The organism is Arthrobacter sp. NPDC057009 (genome assembly GCF_042673905.1).
In the GTDB taxonomy this organism is placed as follows: Bacteria; Actinomycetota; Actinomycetes; order Actinomycetales; family Micrococcaceae; genus Arthrobacter.
Genome location: NZ_JBHUSB010000015.1, coordinates 1 through 19,611 on the forward strand (window position 1 = coordinate 1; position 19,611 = coordinate 19,611).

Annotated in this window: 18 protein-coding genes and 6 tRNA genes; 7 read left to right on the plus strand and 17 right to left on the minus strand. The window is 66.5% G+C overall.

Annotated elements, in window-relative coordinates:
• Nucleotides 1–66 precede the first annotated feature (66 nt).
• The 8 genes from ACFTR6_RS15435 to ACFTR6_RS15470 all read right to left on the minus strand — a co-directional run bounded on the left by ACFTR6_RS15435 (nt 67) and on the right by ACFTR6_RS15470 (nt 9,345).
• Nucleotides 67–2,220 carry a 3-hydroxyacyl-CoA dehydrogenase NAD-binding domain-containing protein gene (locus ACFTR6_RS15435; RefSeq protein WP_377958531.1) on the minus strand — a complete coding sequence of 718 codons (2,154 nt, stop codon included), beginning with the start codon at nt 2,218–2,220 and terminating at the stop codon, nt 67–69.
• A gap of 586 nt (nt 2,221–2,806) precedes the next feature.
• Nucleotides 2,807–4,138 (minus strand): HRDC domain-containing protein, encoded by a 1,332-nt coding sequence (locus ACFTR6_RS15440; RefSeq protein ID WP_076797944.1) that lies wholly within the window; start codon nt 4,136–4,138, stop codon nt 2,807–2,809.
• Between the two features lie 28 nt (nt 4,139–4,166).
• Nucleotides 4,167–4,850 (minus strand): DUF3000 domain-containing protein, encoded by a 684-nt coding sequence (locus ACFTR6_RS15445; protein ID WP_377958602.1) that lies wholly within the window; start codon nt 4,848–4,850, stop codon nt 4,167–4,169.
• 68 nt (nt 4,851–4,918) lie between these two features.
• The gene (locus ACFTR6_RS15450) at nt 4,919–6,031 is read right to left on the minus strand and encodes a threonine aldolase family protein (protein WP_377958603.1); all 1,113 of its coding nucleotides are present in this window, start codon (nt 6,029–6,031) and stop codon (nt 4,919–4,921) included.
• 21 nt (nt 6,032–6,052) lie between these two features.
• The gene (locus ACFTR6_RS15455; protein ID WP_377958532.1) at nt 6,053–6,832 is read right to left on the minus strand and encodes an SDR family oxidoreductase; all 780 of its coding nucleotides are present in this window, start codon (nt 6,830–6,832) and stop codon (nt 6,053–6,055) included.
• Complete coding sequence (locus tag ACFTR6_RS15460; RefSeq protein ID WP_087874250.1) at nt 6,829–8,232, minus strand: DUF6421 family protein; 1,404 nt, start codon at nt 8,230–8,232, stop codon at nt 6,829–6,831. Before ACFTR6_RS15460 ends, ACFTR6_RS15455 begins: the two co-directional genes overlap by 4 nt.
• A gap of 145 nt (nt 8,233–8,377) precedes the next feature.
• The gene (gene msrB, locus ACFTR6_RS15465) at nt 8,378–8,839 is read right to left on the minus strand and encodes a peptide-methionine (R)-S-oxide reductase MsrB (RefSeq protein ID WP_377958533.1); all 462 of its coding nucleotides are present in this window, start codon (nt 8,837–8,839) and stop codon (nt 8,378–8,380) included.
• A gap of 14 nt (nt 8,840–8,853) precedes the next feature.
• Entirely contained in the window at nt 8,854–9,345 is a 492-nt protein-coding gene (locus tag ACFTR6_RS15470; protein WP_076797939.1) for a hypothetical protein, read from the minus strand.
• A 117-nt stretch (nt 9,346–9,462) separates the two neighbouring features.
• Here ACFTR6_RS15470 and ACFTR6_RS15475 point away from each other — a divergent pair, with 117 nt between their 5' ends.
• Nucleotides 9,463–10,749 (plus strand): alpha/beta hydrolase family protein, encoded by a 1,287-nt coding sequence (locus tag ACFTR6_RS15475; RefSeq protein ID WP_377958534.1) that lies wholly within the window; start codon nt 9,463–9,465, stop codon nt 10,747–10,749.
• 32 nt (nt 10,750–10,781) lie between these two features.
• Here ACFTR6_RS15475 and ybaK read toward each other — a convergent pair whose 3' ends face one another.
• From ybaK to ACFTR6_RS15490, 3 genes are read right to left on the minus strand one after another with little or no spacing between them, the layout of a single operon-like run.
• Entirely contained in the window at nt 10,782–11,276 is a 495-nt protein-coding gene (gene ybaK, locus ACFTR6_RS15480) for a Cys-tRNA(Pro) deacylase (RefSeq protein ID WP_377958535.1), read from the minus strand.
• A gap of 14 nt (nt 11,277–11,290) precedes the next feature.
• On the minus strand, nt 11,291–11,749 hold the full coding sequence (locus ACFTR6_RS15485; RefSeq protein WP_172411831.1) for a SufE family protein: 459 nt from the start codon (nt 11,747–11,749) through the stop codon (nt 11,291–11,293).
• A 50-nt stretch (nt 11,750–11,799) separates the two neighbouring features.
• Entirely contained in the window at nt 11,800–12,723 is a 924-nt protein-coding gene (locus tag ACFTR6_RS15490; RefSeq protein ID WP_076797936.1) for a sulfurtransferase, read from the minus strand.
• 219 nt (nt 12,724–12,942) lie between these two features.
• On the opposite strand from ACFTR6_RS15490, the gene zapE reads away from it, so the two are divergent.
• A complete protein-coding gene (zapE, locus tag ACFTR6_RS15495) occupies nt 12,943–13,980 on the plus strand; it encodes a cell division protein ZapE (RefSeq protein WP_377958536.1) in 1,038 nt (345 codons plus the stop codon).
• Nucleotides 13,981–14,092: 112 nt separating this feature from the next.
• Here zapE and ACFTR6_RS15500 read toward each other — a convergent pair whose 3' ends face one another.
• The 6 genes from ACFTR6_RS15500 to ACFTR6_RS15525 form a co-directional block, all read right to left on the minus strand.
• Nucleotides 14,093–14,329, minus strand: coding sequence for an antitoxin (locus ACFTR6_RS15500; protein ID WP_076803449.1), 237 nt, complete (start codon nt 14,327–14,329; stop codon nt 14,093–14,095).
• Between the two features lie 148 nt (nt 14,330–14,477).
• Nucleotides 14,478–14,549 (minus strand) — tRNA-Val (locus tag ACFTR6_RS15505).
• 53 nt (nt 14,550–14,602) lie between these two features.
• Nucleotides 14,603–14,675, minus strand: a tRNA-Gly gene (locus tag ACFTR6_RS15510).
• Between the two features lie 58 nt (nt 14,676–14,733).
• A tRNA-Val gene (locus ACFTR6_RS15515) sits at nt 14,734–14,808 on the minus strand.
• 38 nt (nt 14,809–14,846) lie between these two features.
• A tRNA-Cys gene (locus ACFTR6_RS15520) sits at nt 14,847–14,917 on the minus strand.
• 47 nt (nt 14,918–14,964) lie between these two features.
• A tRNA-Gly gene (locus ACFTR6_RS15525) sits at nt 14,965–15,037 on the minus strand.
• A gap of 286 nt (nt 15,038–15,323) precedes the next feature.
• Between ACFTR6_RS15525 and ACFTR6_RS15530 the strand changes: the two genes are divergently transcribed.
• The 5 genes from ACFTR6_RS15530 (at nt 15,324) to ACFTR6_RS15550 (ending at nt 19,569) form a co-directional block, all read left to right on the plus strand.
• Nucleotides 15,324–15,395, plus strand: a tRNA-Val gene (locus ACFTR6_RS15530).
• Nucleotides 15,396–15,511: 116 nt separating this feature from the next.
• The gene (locus ACFTR6_RS15535; RefSeq protein ID WP_076797934.1) at nt 15,512–16,357 is read left to right on the plus strand and encodes a PD-(D/E)XK nuclease family protein; all 846 of its coding nucleotides are present in this window, start codon (nt 15,512–15,514) and stop codon (nt 16,355–16,357) included.
• 91 nt (nt 16,358–16,448) lie between these two features.
• Nucleotides 16,449–17,051, plus strand: a complete 603-nt coding sequence (def, locus tag ACFTR6_RS15540; protein ID WP_076797933.1) for a peptide deformylase — start codon at nt 16,449–16,451, stop codon at nt 17,049–17,051.
• The gene (fmt, locus tag ACFTR6_RS15545; RefSeq protein WP_076797932.1) at nt 17,048–17,968 is read left to right on the plus strand and encodes a methionyl-tRNA formyltransferase; all 921 of its coding nucleotides are present in this window, start codon (nt 17,048–17,050) and stop codon (nt 17,966–17,968) included. The genes def and fmt overlap by 4 nt, the downstream gene beginning before the upstream one ends.
• Complete coding sequence (locus ACFTR6_RS15550; protein WP_377958537.1) at nt 17,965–19,569, plus strand: RsmB/NOP family class I SAM-dependent RNA methyltransferase; 1,605 nt, start codon at nt 17,965–17,967, stop codon at nt 19,567–19,569. The genes fmt and ACFTR6_RS15550 overlap by 4 nt, the downstream gene beginning before the upstream one ends.
• Nucleotides 19,570–19,611: the final 42 nt, after the last annotated feature.

Here is a 19,611-nt window from a genome sequence, read left to right on the forward strand (position 1 = left end):
AACGTACACTTGTGGCCCCTTCCGGAGGGGCCACAAGTGTACGTTCGCGCTGGATCTGGGGCTGGATCAGGACCGGGATGCCACGCCCGGCGGGAGGAACCGCTTGCCGTTGACGCGCTCCGAGGCTCCCACCCTGTCGAGGTAGGGGGTGATGCCGCCCAGGAACAGTGGCCAGCCGGCACCCAGGATCATGCACAGGTCGATGTCCTGGGGTGCGGCCACCACACCTTCTTCAAGCATCAGACCGATTTCTTCGGCAAGGGCGTCCTGGGTCCGGCGCAGCACTTCCTCCGCGGTCGACGGCGTGCTGCCGAAGGACATCAGGGCCGAGGCGGCAGCCGGGATTTCCTGTCCGCCGTCCTCCCCGGGCGCCCACAGGGACCTGATGTTGTTGTCGACAAGCTTCTGCAGGTTCTGTGAAACCGGGAAGCGGTCGCCGAAGGCCGTGTGCAGGGATTCCTGCACGTGCTGGGCCACCGGCAGTCCCACCATGGCGAGGAGGGTGAACGGCGTCATGGGAAGGCCCATGGGGCGCAGCGCGGTATCCGCAACATGGGCTGGCGTGCCCTCGTCGAAGGCGGCCGTGACCTCGCCCAGGAGCCGCAGCAGAATCCGGTTGACCACGAAGGCCGGGGCATCCTTGACCAGGACGGCTGTCTTTTTCAGGCCCTTGGCGAGTTCGAAGGCGGTCGCGAGTACGGCGTCGTCCGTCTTCGGTGCCCGGACGATTTCCAGGAGCGGCATGACGGCCACAGGATTGAAGAAGTGGAAGCCCACCAGGCGCTGCGGGTGCCGCAGGTCTGCGGCCATGGCGGTTACGGACAGGGAGGACGTGTTTGTGGCAAGGATGCACTCCGGCGAGACGAGGGCCTCCAGCTCGGCGAACACCTGCTTCTTGACGTTCAGTTCCTCGAACACCGCCTCAATGACGAAGTCGGCGTCTGCAAACGGCTCCTTGGAAACAGACCCCGTCAGGAGCGACTTGGCTTTGGCGGCGGGCTCACTGCCCAACCGGCCTTTCGCCACCAGTTTGTCCACTTCGTTGTGGACGTAGGCGACTCCCTTGTCCACGCGGTCCTGGTCGATGTCGGTCATGACCACGGGAACGCCGAGCTGGCGGGCGAACAGCAGGGCGAGCTGGCTGGCCATCAATCCTGCGCCGACCACGCCGACCTTGGTGACAGGCCGGGCGAGTTCGCGGCCGGGCGCTCCGGCGGGCCGCTTGGCACGTTTCTGCACGAGGTCAAGGAAGGCGTAAACGGTGGCACGGAACTCGTCGGTCTGCATAAGGCCGGCGAGTGTTTCGCATTCGAGCGCAGCCGACTCCGCCTGGCTCATGGTGCGGTTCGCCGCCATGATGTTGAGCACTTCGGCCGGTGCCGGCGAGGCATCCGACGTCTTGGCCTCAACGTATGCGCGGCCGGAAGCCACGGCATCCGCCCAACGAGCGGCAACCGCGGGGTCGGCGGGATCGACGGCGGCGGGCCGTTCCGGTGCTGCGCCTGCTATCACGCTGGCTGCCCAGGCGATCGACTGGTCCAGGAAGTCCTCCGGCTCGAACAGCGCATCCGCGATGCCGAGCTGAAATGCGTCGGTGCCGGAGAGTGTGCGGTTGTTGTTCAGCGCGTTCTCGATCATTACCTTGACGGCGTTTTCCGGCCCGATCAGCCGTGGAAGAAGGTATACGCCGCCCCACCCCGGCACCAGTCCAAGGTAGGCCTCGGGAAGCGCCAGCGCACCGGCGGCAGTGGAAACAGTGCGGTAGGTGGATTGCAGCGCAATCTCCAGGCCCCCGCCCAGGGCCACACCGTTGATGAAGGCGAAGCTGGGGATGCCCAGGTTGGCCAGAGTGGAGTAGACCTCGTGGCCCAGCTGGGCCATCCACAGGCCGTGCTCCCGTTTCTGCAGGGACGTGACCGCGGACAGGTCGGCGCCGGCGACGAAGAAGTTCGGCTTGCCCGTCACGCCAACCGCCGCGATCTCACCGGCGGCCGCCCGCTCGCGCAGCCCTTCGAGGGCAGTTCCCAGTTCGACCAGCGAATTGGGGCCCAGAGTAGTGGGCTTCGAATGATCCAGCCCGTTGTCGAGGGTGATCAGGGCGAGGACGCCTGCGCTGGCAACGCCGTCCGCGGCAGGGAGCTCAATGTCCTGTACGGAGGAATGGGTGACTGTCTCATCCGGGAAGAGATCGGCAAGCTTGCGGAAATCTGCGGCGCTCATTCTATGGCTCCTCGTTGAGACGGGCGTGCGGTCTGGGCCGGACAGCCCAACTGTCCGGCACCGGGCATCGGTGAACACAACGTTACTCGCGAGTAATATCAGCTGCAACAGGTACGATGCGTGGCTTGATGGCGGCATTCATCTGGACGCAGGCGCCCTTCCAGGCTGCAGTGGATGATGGCCAGTCAGGCCGTGGATCTACGGGCAGTGCCGGTTCAAACTGCCGTCAAGAGCTATCGGGCTCTCGAACCGGTCAAGAGCTTCCGGGCTCTCGAACCGGTCAAGAGCTTCCGAAGGTGCGGGGCCGTGCTGATTGACCAGGCCTGCGTAGCCGTCGATCCCGTCGAAGTCATGGGGATCGCGGCGCAGCCCTGGAGGTTGCCGAACCGTGCGGTAGTAGAGGAGACGGAGCCGTAATAGGGCGGACGGAACGCCACCAATGGCCGTCTAGCGGCGTGTTCTGGTCAGCACCTGGGTGCGACAACGGGGCCGTTCCGTCCGCAGTATTCATTTTGCCCCAGACTTCGGCCGGCATCCAGTGGCAGGACGGGCCGGGGCTGGCCGCGGCTTGCAACAGGAACCAACCCTAACCGGTCTGTTCCTTTGCCTCCCGGGCTTCCTTGGGTGGAAGGGGCTGGGGGTTGAGGAACGCCTTGGTGATCAGCGGTGCCACTAGCTCGATCTGCCACGGCCGCGCACCCAGCTGGCGCAGTTCCTCGGCAATGGCGGCTTCGCTGATATCCTCCGGTGGCCGCCACGCGACCCGGCGAAGATAGTCCGGGGTCAGCAGGTTTTCGAGCGGAAGCTTGAGCCGGTCCGCGCTTTCCTGCAGGAGCGGCCTGGCGGTTTGCAGCCTCTCGGCCGCTGGAAGGTCGCGGTCTGCCCATACCCGAGGGGGCGGCGGGGCGTTGGTGGGCAAGTGCAGCGGCGGGAGGTCTTCGAGTGCCCGGGCCGCAGCAATGCACCGCAGCCAGCGGGGAGCCTCCCGCTGGGCGGCCCTGCCGTGGAACCCCTTGGTGCCGAGCAGTTGCGGCACGGTGGTGGGCATCGCCTTGGCAGCGGCGACGAGGGCGGAATCGGGGATGAGCCGGCCCGGGGCAACATCGCGCTTTTGGGCCAGGGCGTCCCGTTCCAGCCACAGCTCCCGAACGGCGGCGAGCTGGCGGCGGTCCCTGATCTGGTGGAGTCCGGATGTCTTGCGCCAGGGGTCCACCCTCGGCGGTGCAAGCCCGGCGGACAGGATGGCCGCGAACTCCTGCTCGGCGAATTCCAGCTTTCCGTCAGCTTCCAGGAGCTCGATGAGTTCCTCGCGCAGTTCGGTCAGGACTTCGACGTCGAGGGCTGCGTACCTGAGCCACGGTTCCGGCAGGGGGCGGGTGGACCAGTCGGCCGCCGAATGCTCCTTGGCGAGTCCGAATCCCAGCAGCTGCTCGATAACAGCTGCCAGGCCGACCCGGGGAAGCCCGGCCAGGCGGGCTGCGAGTTCGGTGTCGAACAGCTTGTCCGGCCACATGCCCAGTTCCGAGAGGCAGGGCAAGTCCTGGCTGGCGGCGTGCAGGATCCATTCGACGCCGCGCAGGGAGTCATTGATGATCCGCAGGTCCTCAAACGGCTCGGGGTCGATCAGCCACGTGCCGGAACCTTCCCGGCGGATCTGGACGAGGAACGCGCGCTGCCCGTAGCGGAAGCCCGAGGCGCGTTCGGCGTCCACACCGGCAGGGCCCGTCCCTGCAGCGATGGCCGCGGCACAGCGTTCCAGCCCAGCCTGGGTTTCGATGACCAGCGGCACCCCGTCGCGGGGGGAATCAAGATCAATGACAACGGGGACCCGGCTATCAAAGCCTTCCACCGTTATATGGGGTGTTGTGTCAGCAGCCGGGGCGCCGGCTGTGGTGTTATCCGGTTTTTGAGGGGTCATGGTGTCCCTAGTTTACCGGCAGTACGCCCTAGCTGCGGCGCCGGCGGGGAAGCGCGGAGACGCCGTCGGGCAGCGGCGGGAGCCCGGCGAACGTGCACACCATGTCCGACCACGCCTCGAGGTGTGCCTGGACGTCGGCGCCTGCGGGCGTCCAGGAGGCGCGGAGTTCAATGTCTATCGAGGCGGGCCGGTCCGCCAGCGTTCCGAAGCTTTCGGAGAGCACGCGCGTGGCGGTCCCGCCGGCGGCGCGGTACGGGGCGTGGTGGGTTTCGAGGGCTTCGACGAGCCACGTCCACGCCACGGAGCCGAGCATTTCATCGTTGCCCATTTCGGCATCGAGCTGTGCGCGGATGTAGGTGACGATCCGGAACTCGCCGTCCCACACCGCGGAGCCGTCGGGATCGTGCAGCAGGATGAAGCGGCCGGTGGCGAGTTCCTCGCCGTCGTTGTCATCGTCTCCAGCCGAGGCTCCGGCTGCGGTCCCGGCGGCGGCCGAACCCGACAGCGCCATGGCTGCGGGCCCGTGGACCGGCGTGCGGTCCCTGCCGCTGCTGGGAACGATGACCTCGGCGCCGAGGGCGACGGCGAATGGCGCCAGCCGCGCCGGCGCCGGGATCTCGTCGAGGCGCAGCTCGCTGCGGCAGCGTGCTTTGCGGAGCGTTCCCAGCGCATACAGAAAACTCGCGGGAACCTGGGCAAGTGCGTTCACAATCGCAGGGTATGCAATGGAAACCGCCAATTCCGGCAGGCTCGCCGCCTGCTCACCCAATCCTGCGCATGTTACTGCGCAGACGTTTGCGCGGACCCGTGCCGGGCAAGTTCCGCTTTGATGGCCGCGACGAAGGCATCGACGTCCTCCTCGCTGGTGTCGAAGGAGCACATCCAGCGGACCTCACCGGTCGCCTCATTCCAGTCATAGAAGCGGAAGGACTCCCGGAGCCTGTCCGCCACGCCGTGGGGCAGGACCGCAAAAACCCCGTTGGACTCGGTCTTCTGGGTGGGTTCCACGCCGTCGATTGCCTCCACCGCGGCTCGCAGCCTCGCGGCCATAGCGTTGGCGTGGGCGGCCGAGCGAAGCCACAGGTCACCGTCGAGCAAGGCGATGAACTGCGCCGACATAAACCGCATTTTGGAGGCCAGCTGCATGTTCATCTTGCGCAGGAACAGCAGCCCGTGGGCGGCCTCCGGGTTCAGCGCCACCACCACCTCGCCGAACAGCAGCCCGTTCTTGGTGCCGCCGAAGGACAGGATGTCCACGCCGGCGTCGCGCGTGAACGCCCGCAGCGGAACACCCAGGTGCGCCGCGGCGTTGGCCAGCCGCGCCCCGTCCATGTGCAGCTTCATGCCCCTGGCGTGGACGTGGTCGGCGATCGCCCGGACCTCGTCCGGCGTGTAGCAGGTGCCCAGTTCGGTGGTCTGGGTGATTGAGACGGCCAGCGGCTGGGCGCGGTGTTCGTCGCCCCAGCCCCACGCTTCGCGGTCGATGAGTTCCGGAGTGAGTTTGCCGTCGGGGGTGTGCACCTGGAGCAGTTTCATGCCGCCCACGCGCTCCGGGGCACCGTTCTCGTCCATGTTGATGTGCGCCGTCGACGCGCACACCACCGCACCCCAGCGGGGGAGGAGGGACTGGAGGGACAGCACATTGGCCCCGGTGCCGTTGAACACCGGGAAGCATTCAATGCCCGGGCCGAAGTGTTCCTCCATCAGCTCCTGCAGGCGGGCCGTGTAGGCGTCTTCGCCGTAGGACACCTGGTGCCCCTCATTGGCAGCCGCCAGGGCGGCCAGCACCTCGGGGTGCACCCCCGAGTAGTTGTCCGAGGCAAATCCGCGCACGGACGCGTCGTGGAGCCTGGACATGGTGCCGCTGCCGGCAGTTTCAACCGTTGTTGTCATCTCTTTGGTCACGCTTTCAGTCTAGGTAGTTGCGGCATTCTGTGTATCTGCAGTGCCAGCCGGCACCGTGGCCAGCAGCAGCCGCTGCCCGTTCAGCTCCGCGGCAGGCTGGCTAAAAAGTCCGACGGCGGCCGCCGCCAGTTGCTCGACGTCGGTGTAGCCGGGGAACTTCCGCTCGGGCTGCGTGCTGCGCATGCCCGCGTCCACCAGCGCCTTCACCACGAAGACGACGGCGGCGCTGCGCTGGCCCGTCTCGGATCGGGGGTCCCCGTTCCTAAACCCCTCGGCCATGGCCATGGTCCAGGCCTCCGCGGCGGCCTTGGCCGCCACGTAGCTGGCGACGCCGGCGGAGGGACTGTCCACGGACGTCGATGACACCATGGCAAACCGCCCGCAGGGCGAGGCGGCAAGGTCGTCGTAGAAAACCCGGGTCACGTTCCGCAGCGTCGTGAGGGCGCTGCGTTCCATGAAGTCCCAGTCCTCGTCCGTCTGGCCGGTGATGCCCTCCGCGCCGCGCCAGCCGCCCACGAGGTGGATGACGCCGTCGATCCTTCCGGACGTGCGGGCGAGCTCCTGGTGCAGCTGCCGCACGGCGGAGAGGTCGGCGAGGTCGCACACGAGCGGTGTAACGCCGCCCGCGGTTTTCGCGGCAGCTTCGATCCGCGCCTTGTCCGAACCCACCGTGAAGACGGCGAAGCCGGCCTGCAGCAGGGCGCGGGCGGCGGCGATCCCTGAAGGCCCGCTGCCGCCCGTGACCAGCACGCGCAGTGGACTGCCGGTGGCCGTGCTGCCGTCCGTCATGCCGCCGCCGCGGCGTCGCCTTCAGCCGGCATAACGGAATCGGAGGATCCGGTGATGCCTGCCGTGGATTCAATGACGGGGCGCATCTTCTTTTCCAGGGCCTCGTAGAACATGGACAGCGGGAACTCATCGTCCAGGACCTGGTCCGTGAGGCCACGCGGCGGCCCGTCCAGGGGAAGGGCGCCCGGCCCCTTGGCCCAGACCGAAGCCGGGTTCGGCGTGACGGTGCCCGAGATCAGCTCGTAGGCCGCCAGCCAGTGGGCGGTCTTGGGCCGGTCGATGGAACGCCAGTAAAGCTCCTCGATCCGGGCGCCCAGCTCCACGACGGTGCCGGCGACGTGTTCCCAGTCGATGCTCAGCCGGCTGTCGGTCCAGTGGAGGACGCGGTGCTGGTGCAGCCACGCGAAGAGGAGCTGGCCGCCGAGCCCGTCGTAGTTGCGCACCCGGCTGCCGGTGATGGCGAACCGGAAGATACGGTCGAAAATGACGGCGTACTGCACGAGTTTGGCATGCCGCCGGGCTTCCGGATCCGCGGCCTCGTCCTTTTCGATCTTCACGGATTCCCGGAAGGCCGTCAGGTCGCACCGCAGCTCCTCGAGGGAGTACAGGAAGAAGGGCATCCGCTGCTTGATCATGAAGGGATCGAACGGCAGGTCCCCGCGCATGTGCGTCCGGTCATGGATCAGGTCCCACATGACGAAGGTCTTTTCGGTGAGTTCCTGGTCGTCGAGGAGTTCGGCGGCTCCGGTCGGCAGCTCCAGGGAGGTGATGTCAGCGGCGGCACGCAGGACGCGGCGGAACCGTGCCGCTTCCCGGTCGGCGAAAATGGCACCCCATGTGAACCTGGGGGTCGCCCGGACGGCAACGGTCTCGGGGAACAGCACGGCGGAGTTGGTGTCGTAGCCGGGGGTGAAATCAATGAACCGGATGGGCACGAACAGCCGGTTCGAGTAGTCGTCCTGCTCCAGGCCGGCGATGAAGTCGGGCCAGACTACGTCGATGAGGACGGCCTCCACAAGCCGGCTGCTGCTGCCGTTCTGCGTGTACATGGGGAAGATCACCAGGTGCTGCAGTCCGTTCTCACGGTCTGCCTGCGGCTGGAAGGCGAGCAGGGAGTCCAGGAAGTCCGGCACCCCGAACCCGTCCCCGGCCCAGCGGCCAAAGTCGCGGCACACCAGGTCCAGGTACAGGGCGTCGTGGGGGAATGCCGGTGCCAGTGCTTCGATGGCCTCGACCATGGCTGTGACGTGGCCGCGCGCGGCCACATGGGCGGCCTGGTCAGGGATGGAACCGTCCTGCACCTGCAGGGTCCGCAGGGCAACGGCGGCGGCCTTAAGGCGCTGCCAGTCAGGGTTTTCTGCGGAGATTCGGACTGGTGCTGTGTGTACGGTTGCGGTCATCACTGGCCTCGCCTTCCTGGTCATCTGAGCTTGTACGGCGAGCGTAGCAAGCGGACAGGCTTGCTAATCGTTCGTAGGCACGAGCATAAGAAACTGTAAGGCTCGAGGCCGCGGAAAGAACCGTCAGGCGCAGCGCCCGGCAACCTCAGGCCTGCTGGTCCTCGGCGGCCGGAACCAGCTTCAGTGAGATGGAGTTAATGCAGTACCGCTGGTCGGTCGGAGTGCCGTAGCCCTCACCCTCGAAGACATGGCCGAGGTGGGAGTCGCAGTTGGCGCACCGCACCTCAATGCGGTCCATGCCCAAAGTCCGGTCGTGGATATAGCGCACCCGCCCCTCGGCCAGCGGAGCCCAGAACGACGGCCAGCCGCAGTGCGAATCGAACTTCTCCTTGCTGGTGAACAGCTCGGTCCCGCACGCCCGGCAGTTGTACACACCGGCGGTGTGGGTGTCCCAATATTCGCCGGTGTAGGGGCGTTCCGTGCCGGCCTGGCGCAGCACGTGGTATTCCTCGGGGGTCAGTTCCCTGCGCCAGTCTTCGTCGGAGCGGCCGGCGGCAGGTGCTGCGCCGGCAGTGGTGGTGAGGTCGGAATTCTCAGGAGTGCTCATAGTCGGACCAACGCTCAGGAGTCCCCGATAAATCCCGAGCCTGCATACAGGTGCAGTACCGGCAGGCCGAGCTTGTCCTGCGCCCGGTTGGCCCAGTCCGTGTGGAACGTGTCCGCCACGGCATGCGGCCTGGTGATGACCACTGCCTGGGCGGCTCCAAGCTCCTTGACCTTGGCCACGAGGCCGTTGACGGCCCCGCCGTCCACCACCTCGCCGGCAACGCCGCCGCCCAGGCCTTCCAAAGCGGTGACCGAGGTGGCGAGCGTGGCGTCGGCCGCGGCCCGTTCCTCGGCCGGATCCGGAGCGTGCGACGTCAGCTCCCGGAAGGCCTTGGCGATGTCCAGCATCGACAGGTTTTCGAGGAAGTCCACCAGCAGATGCCGTTCCGTGTTGGCCGGCACCAGAACCACCAGGGGCGCGTCACCTCCGTTCACCAGGCGCTCGATGTTTACGCGGTCGTCCGCACCCAGCGGCTCTTCTGTGAGAATGACGATTGGATCGCTCATGGCATCAGCCTAGTCCCGGCCGCCAGAGCATGCATGTATTTGTGCCCGCACGTATTTGGCCGGCCTGCATTGGCAGTGAATGTGCCGTATGGGGCCCGATCCGTCAAGATGGGTGGCATGGATTCTGCGCAGGCTGCTTTGACTGCCCCGGCTACTGGCCAGGGCAACGCCATGACCCTTCGGGCGAAGTGGACACTCGGGGGAATCATTGCCGGCGGCACGGCAGCCGCGCTGCTCGGTGCCGGATCGTCCGCCCTCGCCCTCTACTTCGCCCGCCGCGTCCTCACTCCCGCCCGGGTGCGGGCCGCGGACCAGGAGATTCTGGCGGTCATCAAAGAGGGCAGGGAACAGCAGGTCATTCTCGCGGCCACGCCGGAAACGACGCACGATGGAACCTACAGCCTCTTCTTCGACGGCGGCGCCGGTCACGCCCGGATCGGCAGGATCCTGTCCTACTCGCCGGCCGAGCGCACGGTGCTCCGCGAAGTCGAGGCCGTGTACAGCGGCAACCTGGAAGCCGCAGCGCGCGGCTGGTGGGGCGGCGCCACGTACCAGTTTCCCTCCGACGTCGGCCTGGCGTTCGAGGATGCCGGCATCGAGGTTGAGGGCGGAACTGCCCCGGCCTGGCTCATTCCGGGGGAGCCCGGGGCCGAAACCTGGGCCATCATGGTCCACGGGCGCGGTGCCACCCGGCAGGAGTGCCTCCGCGGAGCACGCGTAGTCCACGAACTGGGACTGCCCAATCTCCTTGTCTCCTACCGGAATGACGGCCTGGCTCCGGCGGCATTCGACGGCCGGTACGGGCTGGGCTCCACTGAGTGGCGGGACGTGGACGCCGCCATCTCCTTTGCCCTCGCCCGCGGGGCCAAGGACGTGGTCCTGTTCGGCTGGTCGATGGGAGGGGCCATCTGCCTGCAGACCGCCGACCTGTCGGAGCACAGGCAGGTCATCCGGGCAATGGTCCTTGACGCGCCCGTCATCGACTGGGTGAACGTGCTGGCCCACCATGCTGAACTCAACCGGATTCCGTCCGCCGTTGGCCGTTACGGCCAGCTGATGATGGGGCACAAGGTGGGCCGCCGGCTCACCGGACTTGCGGCGCCCGTGGACCTGAAATCCATGGACTGGGTGTCGCGGGCCGTGGAACTCAGGACGCCGACCCTCATCGTCCACAGCGTGGACGACGAGTACGTTCCCTACCAGCCGTCGGCCCTCCTCGCCGAAAAGAACCCCGACGTGGTCACGTTCGAGCCGTTCGAGGGCGCGCGGCATGCCAAGGAGTGGAACGCGGATCCGGTCCGCTGGGAGGGGCTCGTCCGGGCGTGGCTGCAGCAGCAGCTGGCGCCGCGTGTTAATCCGGGGATGGGCGGCAGTCCGGATTCCGGCCCTGGTGTGCCCACCTAAGAGCCTGTGCCCACCTAAGAGCCTGTGCCCAACTAAGAGCCCGTACCGATTGGTGCCGTGACGGCTTTCGTGAGGCGCACGAGGTCCCGGGGGTCCAGCTCGATATCGAGGCCGCGCCGGCCGCCGGACACCAGGATGGTGTCCAACGCGAGGGCGCTTTCATCAATGACAGTGGGGGAGGGCTGCCGCTGGCCGAGCGGGGAGATTCCGCCCAGGACGTAGCCCGTCCGCCGCTCAGCCGCAGCGGGATCCGCCATGGCGGCCTTCTTGCTGCCCAGGGCGGCAGCGATGGCCTTCAGGTCAAGGCTTCCGCTGACGGGAACGACGCCGACGGCCAGCCGGCCGTCGATCTCCACCATTAGCGTCTTGAATACCCGCGCAGGATCGATCCCCAGGACCTCGGCCGCCTCCAGCCCGTAGCTGGCGGCGGCCGGATCGTGGCTGTACGGGTGCAGATTAAAGGAAACGCCTGCCGCAGCCAGAACGGCTGTGGCAGGCGTTCCCTGCGACGTGTTCTTGCGCGCCATGCGGGTCCGGACTCCTAGGCGTGGAGCCGGGCCGCGGCGGCCACCTTGCGCTTGATGCGCCCGAGCATCGCGGTCATGCCACGCATGCGCAGCGGCGTGATGGCGCGGGTCAGGCCGAGGAGTTCCGGCATGTCGTCGGGAACAGCCAGGATCTCCTCGGCGGTGAGGCCGTCCAGTCCTTCATGGAGCACCCCGGCGAAACCACGGGTGGTGGGGGCTTCCGGCGGCGCCTTGAAGAACAGGCGGTAGGCGGGGGAACCGCCGTCGTTCTTTTCCGTCTCAATGGTGAGGAAGAGAGGCGACTGGCATTCCACCACCTGTTCCAGCAGTTCCGGGTGGTCGTTCAGGCGCTCCGGCAGATCGGGCAGACCGCGGGAAAACTCCAGCAGGAGCTGGAGCCGCTCGGGCTCGCTCAGTGCCTGGAAGTCGTCGACAATCTCCGCCAGCGCGGTAGGAAGTGCTTGAGTACTCATCACTTCCAGCTTACGCAGGTTGTCCATGTCCGCCGCTTTTTTACAAACACTTACCTCGCGGCAACTGCCGGAATGGAGCCGCGTTCGGAGCCCTTGGCGATCGGGACACGCACCGCGTTGCCCCATTCCGTCCAGGAGCCGTCGTAGTTGCGGACGGTTTCGAAGCCGAGGAGGAACTTCAGCGCGAACCAGGTGTGGCTGGAGCGTTCGCCGATGCGGCAGTAGGCCACGACATCGTCACCCTCGGTGAGCCCTGCCTCGCCGAGGTACAGCGCCTCCAGCTCGGCGCGGCTGCGGTAGGTGCCGTCCTCTGCTGCTGCCCGGGCCCACGGAATGGACGCCGCTGTGGGAATGTGGCCGCCGCGCAGGGCGCCTTCCTCGGGGTAGGCGGGCATGTGGGTGCGCTGGCCGGTGTACTCCTCGGGGGAGCGGACGTCGATCAGCGGCTTGCCGAGGTGGGCCAGGACGTCTTCCTTGAAAGCGCGGATCGGGGCGTCGTTGCGCTCCACCACGGGGTAGTCCGCGACCTTGGGCGAAGGGACGTCGGTGGTCAGCGGGCGGCCTTCGGCGATCCACTTGTCGCGGCCGCCGTCGAGCAGCCGGACGTCCTCGTGGCCGAACAGGCTGAAGACCCACAGAGCGTAGGCGGCCCACCAGTTGGACTTGTCGCCATAGATGACCACGGTGGAGTCGCGGGAAATGCCCTTGGCTGCGGCCAGGGCAGCAAACGCCTCGCCCTCCACGTAGTCACGGGTCACTTCGTCGTTCAGGTCAGTGTGCCAGTCAATCTTGACCGCGCCGGGAATGTGGCCGGTTTCGTAGAGCAGGACGTCCTCATCGGACTCCACCACTACGAGTTTGCCGTCATTAAGGGCGCCGGCGTCGAGGGCCGCAGCCAGCCACTCGGTGGAAACAAGCCGCTCGGGGTGCGCGTAGGCGGCGAACTTCTGGTTCTGTTCAACGGGGTAGGACATACGTATGGCCTTTCACTGAAACGCTCTGGTCAGACCGGCCGGGGGACGGCGGGTCACTGCTCCAACACTAGCCACGGGCCGGTTTGAATGCTCCTGTGTGTTAACAGGGCGAAATGTGTGCTTGCTCATGGCACCGCCGGCAGTAGGCCGTTGCCCGCAGGGCGGGCGGCCGATGCCGGTATTCTTGCTTGGGACTAATCACCAGCAGAATGGACCACCTTGGTACAGATCGAAAAGCTCACCACCCGGACGCCGGCGGTGTCGGTTGATGAGCTCCTCAAAGGTTTCTACCCCTCGCCCAGGTTCGGGCAGGTGTCCTTTGCAAGCTACCGGCCGGATCTGAAGCAGCCGAGCCAGGCCGCGGCAGTGCACGCCCTGCAGGCCTTTGCCGGAAACGTTAGCAACGGGAGCGGCGGGGGGCTGTTCAAGAAGCTTTTTGGCAAGAAGGACGACAACCGCGCCGGGATTTATCTCGACGGCGGATTCGGCGTTGGAAAAACCCACCTGCTGGCTTCACTCTGGCATGCTGCCCCGGGCCCCAAGGCCTTTGGCACCTTCGTGGAATACACGAACCTGGTGGGCGCCCTGTCCTTCCGGAAAACCGTTGACGCACTGAGCTCCTACAAGCTCGTCTGCATTGATGAGTTTGAACTGGACGATCCGGGCGACACGGTCCTGATGTCCCGCCTCATGCGGGAACTGGCCGACGCCGGCGTGAAGCTCGCGGCCACCTCCAACACCCTGCCCGGTTCGCTGGGCGACGGCCGCTTTGCGGCCGTGGACTTCCAGCGTGAGATTCAGGTCCTGGCAGACCAGTTCGACGTCATCCGGATCGACGGCGAGGACTTCCGCCACCGCGGCCTGCCGGCAGCACCCGCCCCGCTGCGCAACAGCGAACTCCACGCCCACATGAAGGCGGAGTTTGACGGCAAGACCGTGGCCGAAGATGACTTCGGCAGCCTCATCTCCCATCTCGCCGGCGTCCACCCGAGCCGCTACCGCAAGCTGATTGACGGTGTGGACGGGGTTGTCTGGCGGGACGTGGAAACCATTACCGAGCAGGCTGTTGCGCTGAGGTTCGTGGTGCTGGCGGACCGGCTCTATGACAAGGATGTCCCGATCCTGGCCAGCGGTGTTCCCTTCGACAAGCTGTTCACCGAGGACATGATGACCGGGGGCTACATGAAGAAGTACTTCAGGGCCGTTTCCCGCCTTACCGCGCTAGCCCGTGAAGGCCAGAACCATGAGCCTTCCTAGAGCACGGTAGAAAAGCCACCTTCTTACGGAGACGCGAAAGGTGCCGGCGCCGCCTCTCGGCGGGACCGGCACCTTTTTGACGTTTAGGGGCGAAGCCCAGGAAAGTCCTTGGCTACGGTGCCTTCCCAGCCGGCGGAACGTGGTCCACCGGTCCCTGGGTTGGCCTCTCATTGGCTTTGTCAACGAGAGTGGAAGCGCCAGTCTGGACCTTATTCACGTGGCTGGTGTATTTGCCGCCCGTCTTGGAGTCGACAAAATCACCTGCCTTGGTGATGCCGTCCTTGATGGCCTGCTCGTTGCCGCGGATCAGACCCTGAGCCTTGCCCTTCAGATCGTCAAGTAAACCCACGAGCACCTCCCTTCAATCGCGGAGCCAGGTCGCTCCTCCGCATTCGATCCTAGCCCCGAAGGAGGTGCATGCCAAGGCGTTCTTGACAAAACTTGTCAAACCGCATGAGGGCAAGAAAAAAGCAGCTCCGTGGAGCTGCTTTGTTTCGTGGGCGATACTGGGATCGAACCAGTGACCTCTTCCGTGTCAGGGAAGCGCGCTACCGCTGCGCCAATCGCCCGGAGCCGGTATGGACCGGCGGTATCCTGGGTTCGGATCCCTAGGGATCAAGAGAGCGGACGACGAGATTCGAACTCGCGACATCCACCTTGGCAAGGTGGTGCTCTACCAGCTGAGCTACGTCCGCATTTTTTGAAGTTCTGCCCGGGGGTGGAACATTCAACTACAAGCAAGTGTCCTTGCTCTGGTGGGCGATACTGGGATCGAACCAGTGACCTCTTCCGTGTCAGGGAAGCGCGCTACCGCTGCGCCAATCGCCCATTGCATCCGGAAATACCGGAAACCATGGCTTTCACCGAGGTGGGTACGGGATTCGAACCCGTGTATACGGCTTTGCAGGCCGCTGCCTCGCCTCTCGGCCAACCCACCGTGTAGGCGTTGATTCCTTGGAATCAGTGCCATGACAGTGTCCTGCGAGCGGACGACGAGATTCGAACTCGCGACATCCACCTTGGCAAGGTGGTGCTCTACCAGCTGAGCTACGTCCGCATTTCGGAGCAGCGATTCCTTGCCTCATTGGCAGTTCGTCGCGTTCCAACGAGTAAGAACTCTACAGGGAGGTTCCGGGAAACTCCAAATCGAGTGTCAGCGGCGTGGCTGGTGCAGCCCTACTTCCTTGAATTCTAGGCAAATTTTCGAATTACAGGGGTGTAGTTTGGGGGTCCTGGTGGCCCTCTTTTGGCCGTGGCTAGTGGGATCTGGCTGTGTGGTGTGCAGCACTTCAGTGGCCGATTTCCGTTAACCGGCAAACGTCCGCTAGCATTCAAATGCATCGGGGCGATTGGCGCAGTGGTAGCGCGCTTCGTTCACACCGAAGAGGTCACTGGTTCGAACCCAGTATCGCCCACCGATGGAAAGTCCGTTCCGCCCAGGAAAAAGAACTGGGAGGGGCGGGCTTTTCTGTTTCCATGCCTAAGAATCTGTTGCCGCATCACTGTCAGACCCCTGTGAAAGAGTCTCACCATGACCGCTCCACTCCTCGCCCACGCCACGGAATATGGCCGCATGTACGCCCGCTCCACCACGGAACAGTTCACAGTTCCCTCCATCACCACTGTCATCGGGCAGCAGGCCCACGGCCTGGACGGCTGGTTCGGCTACATGGGTGCCAGCAGCCTGGCTAAGGATCCCTCACTTCCGGAGATCCTCGGCAGCCCGGCAAGGGTGCGGCAGGCGGTGAGCCGTGCAGCAAAGGCAGCCGAAACCTACCGGGACGAGGCAGCGCAGCGGGGGGACCGGGTGCACTACTACTGCGAACAGGTGGCGCTGCGCGCCCTCGGCAGGCCGCACCAGATGAAGGAAGCGCGGGAGGCGCTTGCCTCCCGCGGTGAGGAAGCCTTCGCTGCCCGCTTCGATGAGTGGTGGGAACTGTTCCGGGTGGAACCGGTCGCCCCGGAGATCACTGTGTGGAACAAGACTGTCGGATATGCGGGAACGCTGGACCTGGTCGCGAAAATCAACGGACGCACCTGCCTCATCGACTACAAGACCAAGGGGACCACCCGTGATGGCCAGGTCAAGGCCCTGGATGACAAAGTAGTCATGCAGCTTGTTGCGGGCATGAAGGCCGAGGAGAGCCTCGTGGATCCCGTGGCGGGGGAGTGGGAACCGTGGCAGCACGGCGACTCCCCGGTGCTGCTCGCCGTCGCCATCGGTGAAACCGAGGTGCGGCCTGTCCGCGCAAATCCGGAGGTCCTCAAACACCACTGGTGGAAGTTCTGTGCCCTGCGCCGCGTGTGGGAAATGTCCGCTGACACCCTGAGCGCAGGCCCCGCGCTGCTGCCGCTGGCGCCGCCGGTGTATTCGTAGCATCTGGGCCGGTGGGCGCTCAGCAACTAAAGGCGCAGCAACTAAACTGGACTGGATCCCGTTACCCGTCACCGTGAGGAAATGACTGCACATGGCAATTCTGAATATCCGTATCATCGGCGATCCCGTGCTCCGCACGGTTGCCGACCCTGTCACGGATTTCGGGCCGGAGCTGGCCAGGCTCGTTGCCGACATGACCGAAACGATGGAGGATGTGGAAGGTGCCGGCCTGGCCGCGCCCCAGATCGGAGTCAGCCTCCGGGTCTTCACCTACCGGATCGGCGGCGTCGAAGGCCACATCATCAACCCCGTGCTGGAGAACAGCGAGGACTTCCAGCCGGACGAGGTGGAGGGGTGCCTCTCCATCCCCGGCCTGGGCTTCCCCGTCCGCCGCTTCCGCGCCACCCGGGCCACCGGCGTCGATGTGAACGGCAACCCGGTCTCCGTGGAAGCGGAGGGAATGCTTGCCCGCTGCTTCCAGCACGAAACCGACCACCTGGACGGCATCCTCTTCACGGACCGGCTGGAGGGTGAGGACCGCAAGGCCGCCCTGCGCTCCATCCGCAACGCCAACTACGACTCCATCACCGAAAAGACCACCGCCAAACGCGCCAAGACCGTCGGTTCCAGCTTCGGCGGCGGCAGCTTCGGGGCGCCAACGTCCGGGTCCGGCAGCTTCGGCGCTGCCGGATGAGGGTCCTCTTCGCCGGAACACCGTCCGTCGCCGTGCCGTCGCTGGATGCGCTGGTGGCCGCCGGCTTCGAGATTGTCGCAGTGCTGACCCGGCCGGATGCGCCGGTGGGCCGCAAGCGCGTCCTGACGCCGTCGCCAGTCGCCGCCCGGGCCGCCGAGCTCGGCATCGACATCATCCACGCCTCCCGGGTGGACGCTGCCGTCACCGAACGGATTGCCGAAGCCCGTCCCGACGTGGCAGCCATCGTCGCCTACGGCGGGCTTGTCCCGAAGGCAGCCCTGGACATTCCCCGGCACGGCTGGATCAACCTGCACTTCTCGCTGCTGCCGGCCTGGCGCGGCGCGGCTCCTGTCCAGCGGGCCGTCATCGCCGGCGACGACATCACCGGTGCCGTGACGTTCCAGCTCGAGGAAGGGCTCGACACGGGACCTGTCATCGGCACGCTGACCGAGGCCGTCGGCGCGGAGGACACCTCCGGAGCACTGCTTGAGCGGCTGTCCCACAGCGGAGCCGTCCTGCTCGCCCAGACACTGTCCGCCGTCGGGTCCGGCGCGGCATCGCCCCGCCCGCAGCAGGGGGAAGTGACCCTGGCACCGAAGCTGACCCTCGACGACGGCCGCATCGACTGGTCGGAACCGGCCCTGTCCGTGGGCCGGCGGGCACGCGGAGTGACACCCGAACCGGGAGCCTGGACTACCCTTGACGGCCAGCGGCTGAAGCTCGAGCCGGTGCGGCTCCGTCCAGACGTCATCGGCGTTCCGCCCGGCCAGGTGGCCTTGGCCGGCAAGGACGTGCTGGTGGGTACCGGCTCACATGCCGTCGAACTCACCAAAGTGCAGCCTGCCGGTAAGAAAATGATGGCCGCAGCCGACTGGGCCCGCGGCCAGGCTTCCCTTGAAAGCGTGGTATTCCAATGAGCGACTCCGGCAAAAGCGGATCCGGGCAAGGCGGCTCCAGCCGCGGTTCGGGTGCCGGCGGTGCAGGCCAGCGCCGCGGCGGGGGAGGGCCCAGCCGGCGCAACGCGCAGGGCAGGGAGCGGAACCGCGGCCCCCGGCGCAGCTTCACAGAAAATGCCCCCTCGCAGCGCACCCGCAGGGCCGATCCTGCCCGGCTGGTTGCGTTTGAGGTGCTGCGCGCGGTCGCGGGAGAGGACGCCTACGCCAACCTCGTCCTGCCGGCGCGGATCCGCCAGCACAGCCTCGACCGGCGGGACGCCGGGTTCGCCACCGAACTCAGCTATGGCGCACTCCGAAGCCAGGGCACCTACGACGCAATCCTGGCCCGCTGCGTGGACCGGCCCCTGGAAAAGCTGGATCCGGCCGTCCTGGATGCGCTGCGCCTCGGCGTCCATCAGCTGCTCGCCATGCGCGTTCCCGCCCACGCTGCGCTGGACCAGACCGTCGGCCTGGCCAGGGCAGTCATCGGTGCCGGCCCGTCTGCCCTGATCAATGCCGTCCTCCGGAAGGTGGCGGCCCGCGGCCTGGATGAATGGCTGGCCGAGCTGGTCGCCGGCGAGCAGGACGAGAACAAGGTTGCCGCCATCCGGTACGCCCATCCGGAGTGGATTGTCCGCGCCCTGCGCCAGTCCCTGGTGGCCCACGGTCGCCCGGTCAGTGAAATCACCGAGCTGCTGGAGGCGGACAACGCCGCGCCGGTGGTGAATCTGGTGGCCCTTCCCGGGCTGGGAAGCCTGGACGAGGCACTGGAGAGTGGCGCAGTTCCCGGCGAGCTGGTGGAAGGATCCGCTCTCTCCAGCGGCGGTGACCTCGGCAGGCTGGAGTCGGTCCGCTCCGGCACCACGCGCGTGCAGGACGTCGGGTCGCAGCTGGTGGCCCGGGCCCTCGCTGCGGCCACCCTCGAGGCGGCAGATTTCGAAGCAGCAGATGCCGCTCGTCCCGGAGCAGGTAACAACCCGGCCGGCGAGGCCTGGCTTGACCTGTGCGCCGGGCCCGGCGGCAAGGCTGCCCTGCTGGGCGCGCTGGCGAATGAACGCGGGGCCACGCTCCTGGCCAACGAGCCCGCGCCGCACCGGGCCAAGCTCGTCAGCCAGGCACTGTCCGCTGTGCCGTCGGATGTCTGGAGCGTCAGGACCGGGGACGGCCGCGAGGTCGGGTCGGAACAGCCCGCCGCCTTTGATCGCGTACTGGTGGACGTGCCGTGCAGCGGGCTCGGAGCCCTGCGCCGCCGGCCTGAATCGCGCTGGCGCCGCTCTCCGAAGGACCTGGCCGACCTGGGGCCGCTGCAGCGTGAACTGCTGAACTCCGCGCTGGCGGCCGTCCGGCCGGGGGGCGTCGTGGCATACGTGACCTGCTCGCCGCACCCGGCCGAAACCACCGCGGTGGTCAGCGATGCCCTGCGCAAACGCGAGGACCTGGAACTGCTGGACGCAGGCAGCGTGCTGGACGCCGTCAGCCTGGGCGGCGGACTGGAGGCCGGGCATGAGAAGACCGCCCAGCTGTGGCCGCATGTCCACAGCACGGATGCCATGTTCCTCGCCCTCATCCGCCGCAAGCGCTGACTCCGCGCCGAATCACACAACCCGACTCCTGTCCCGCGAAAG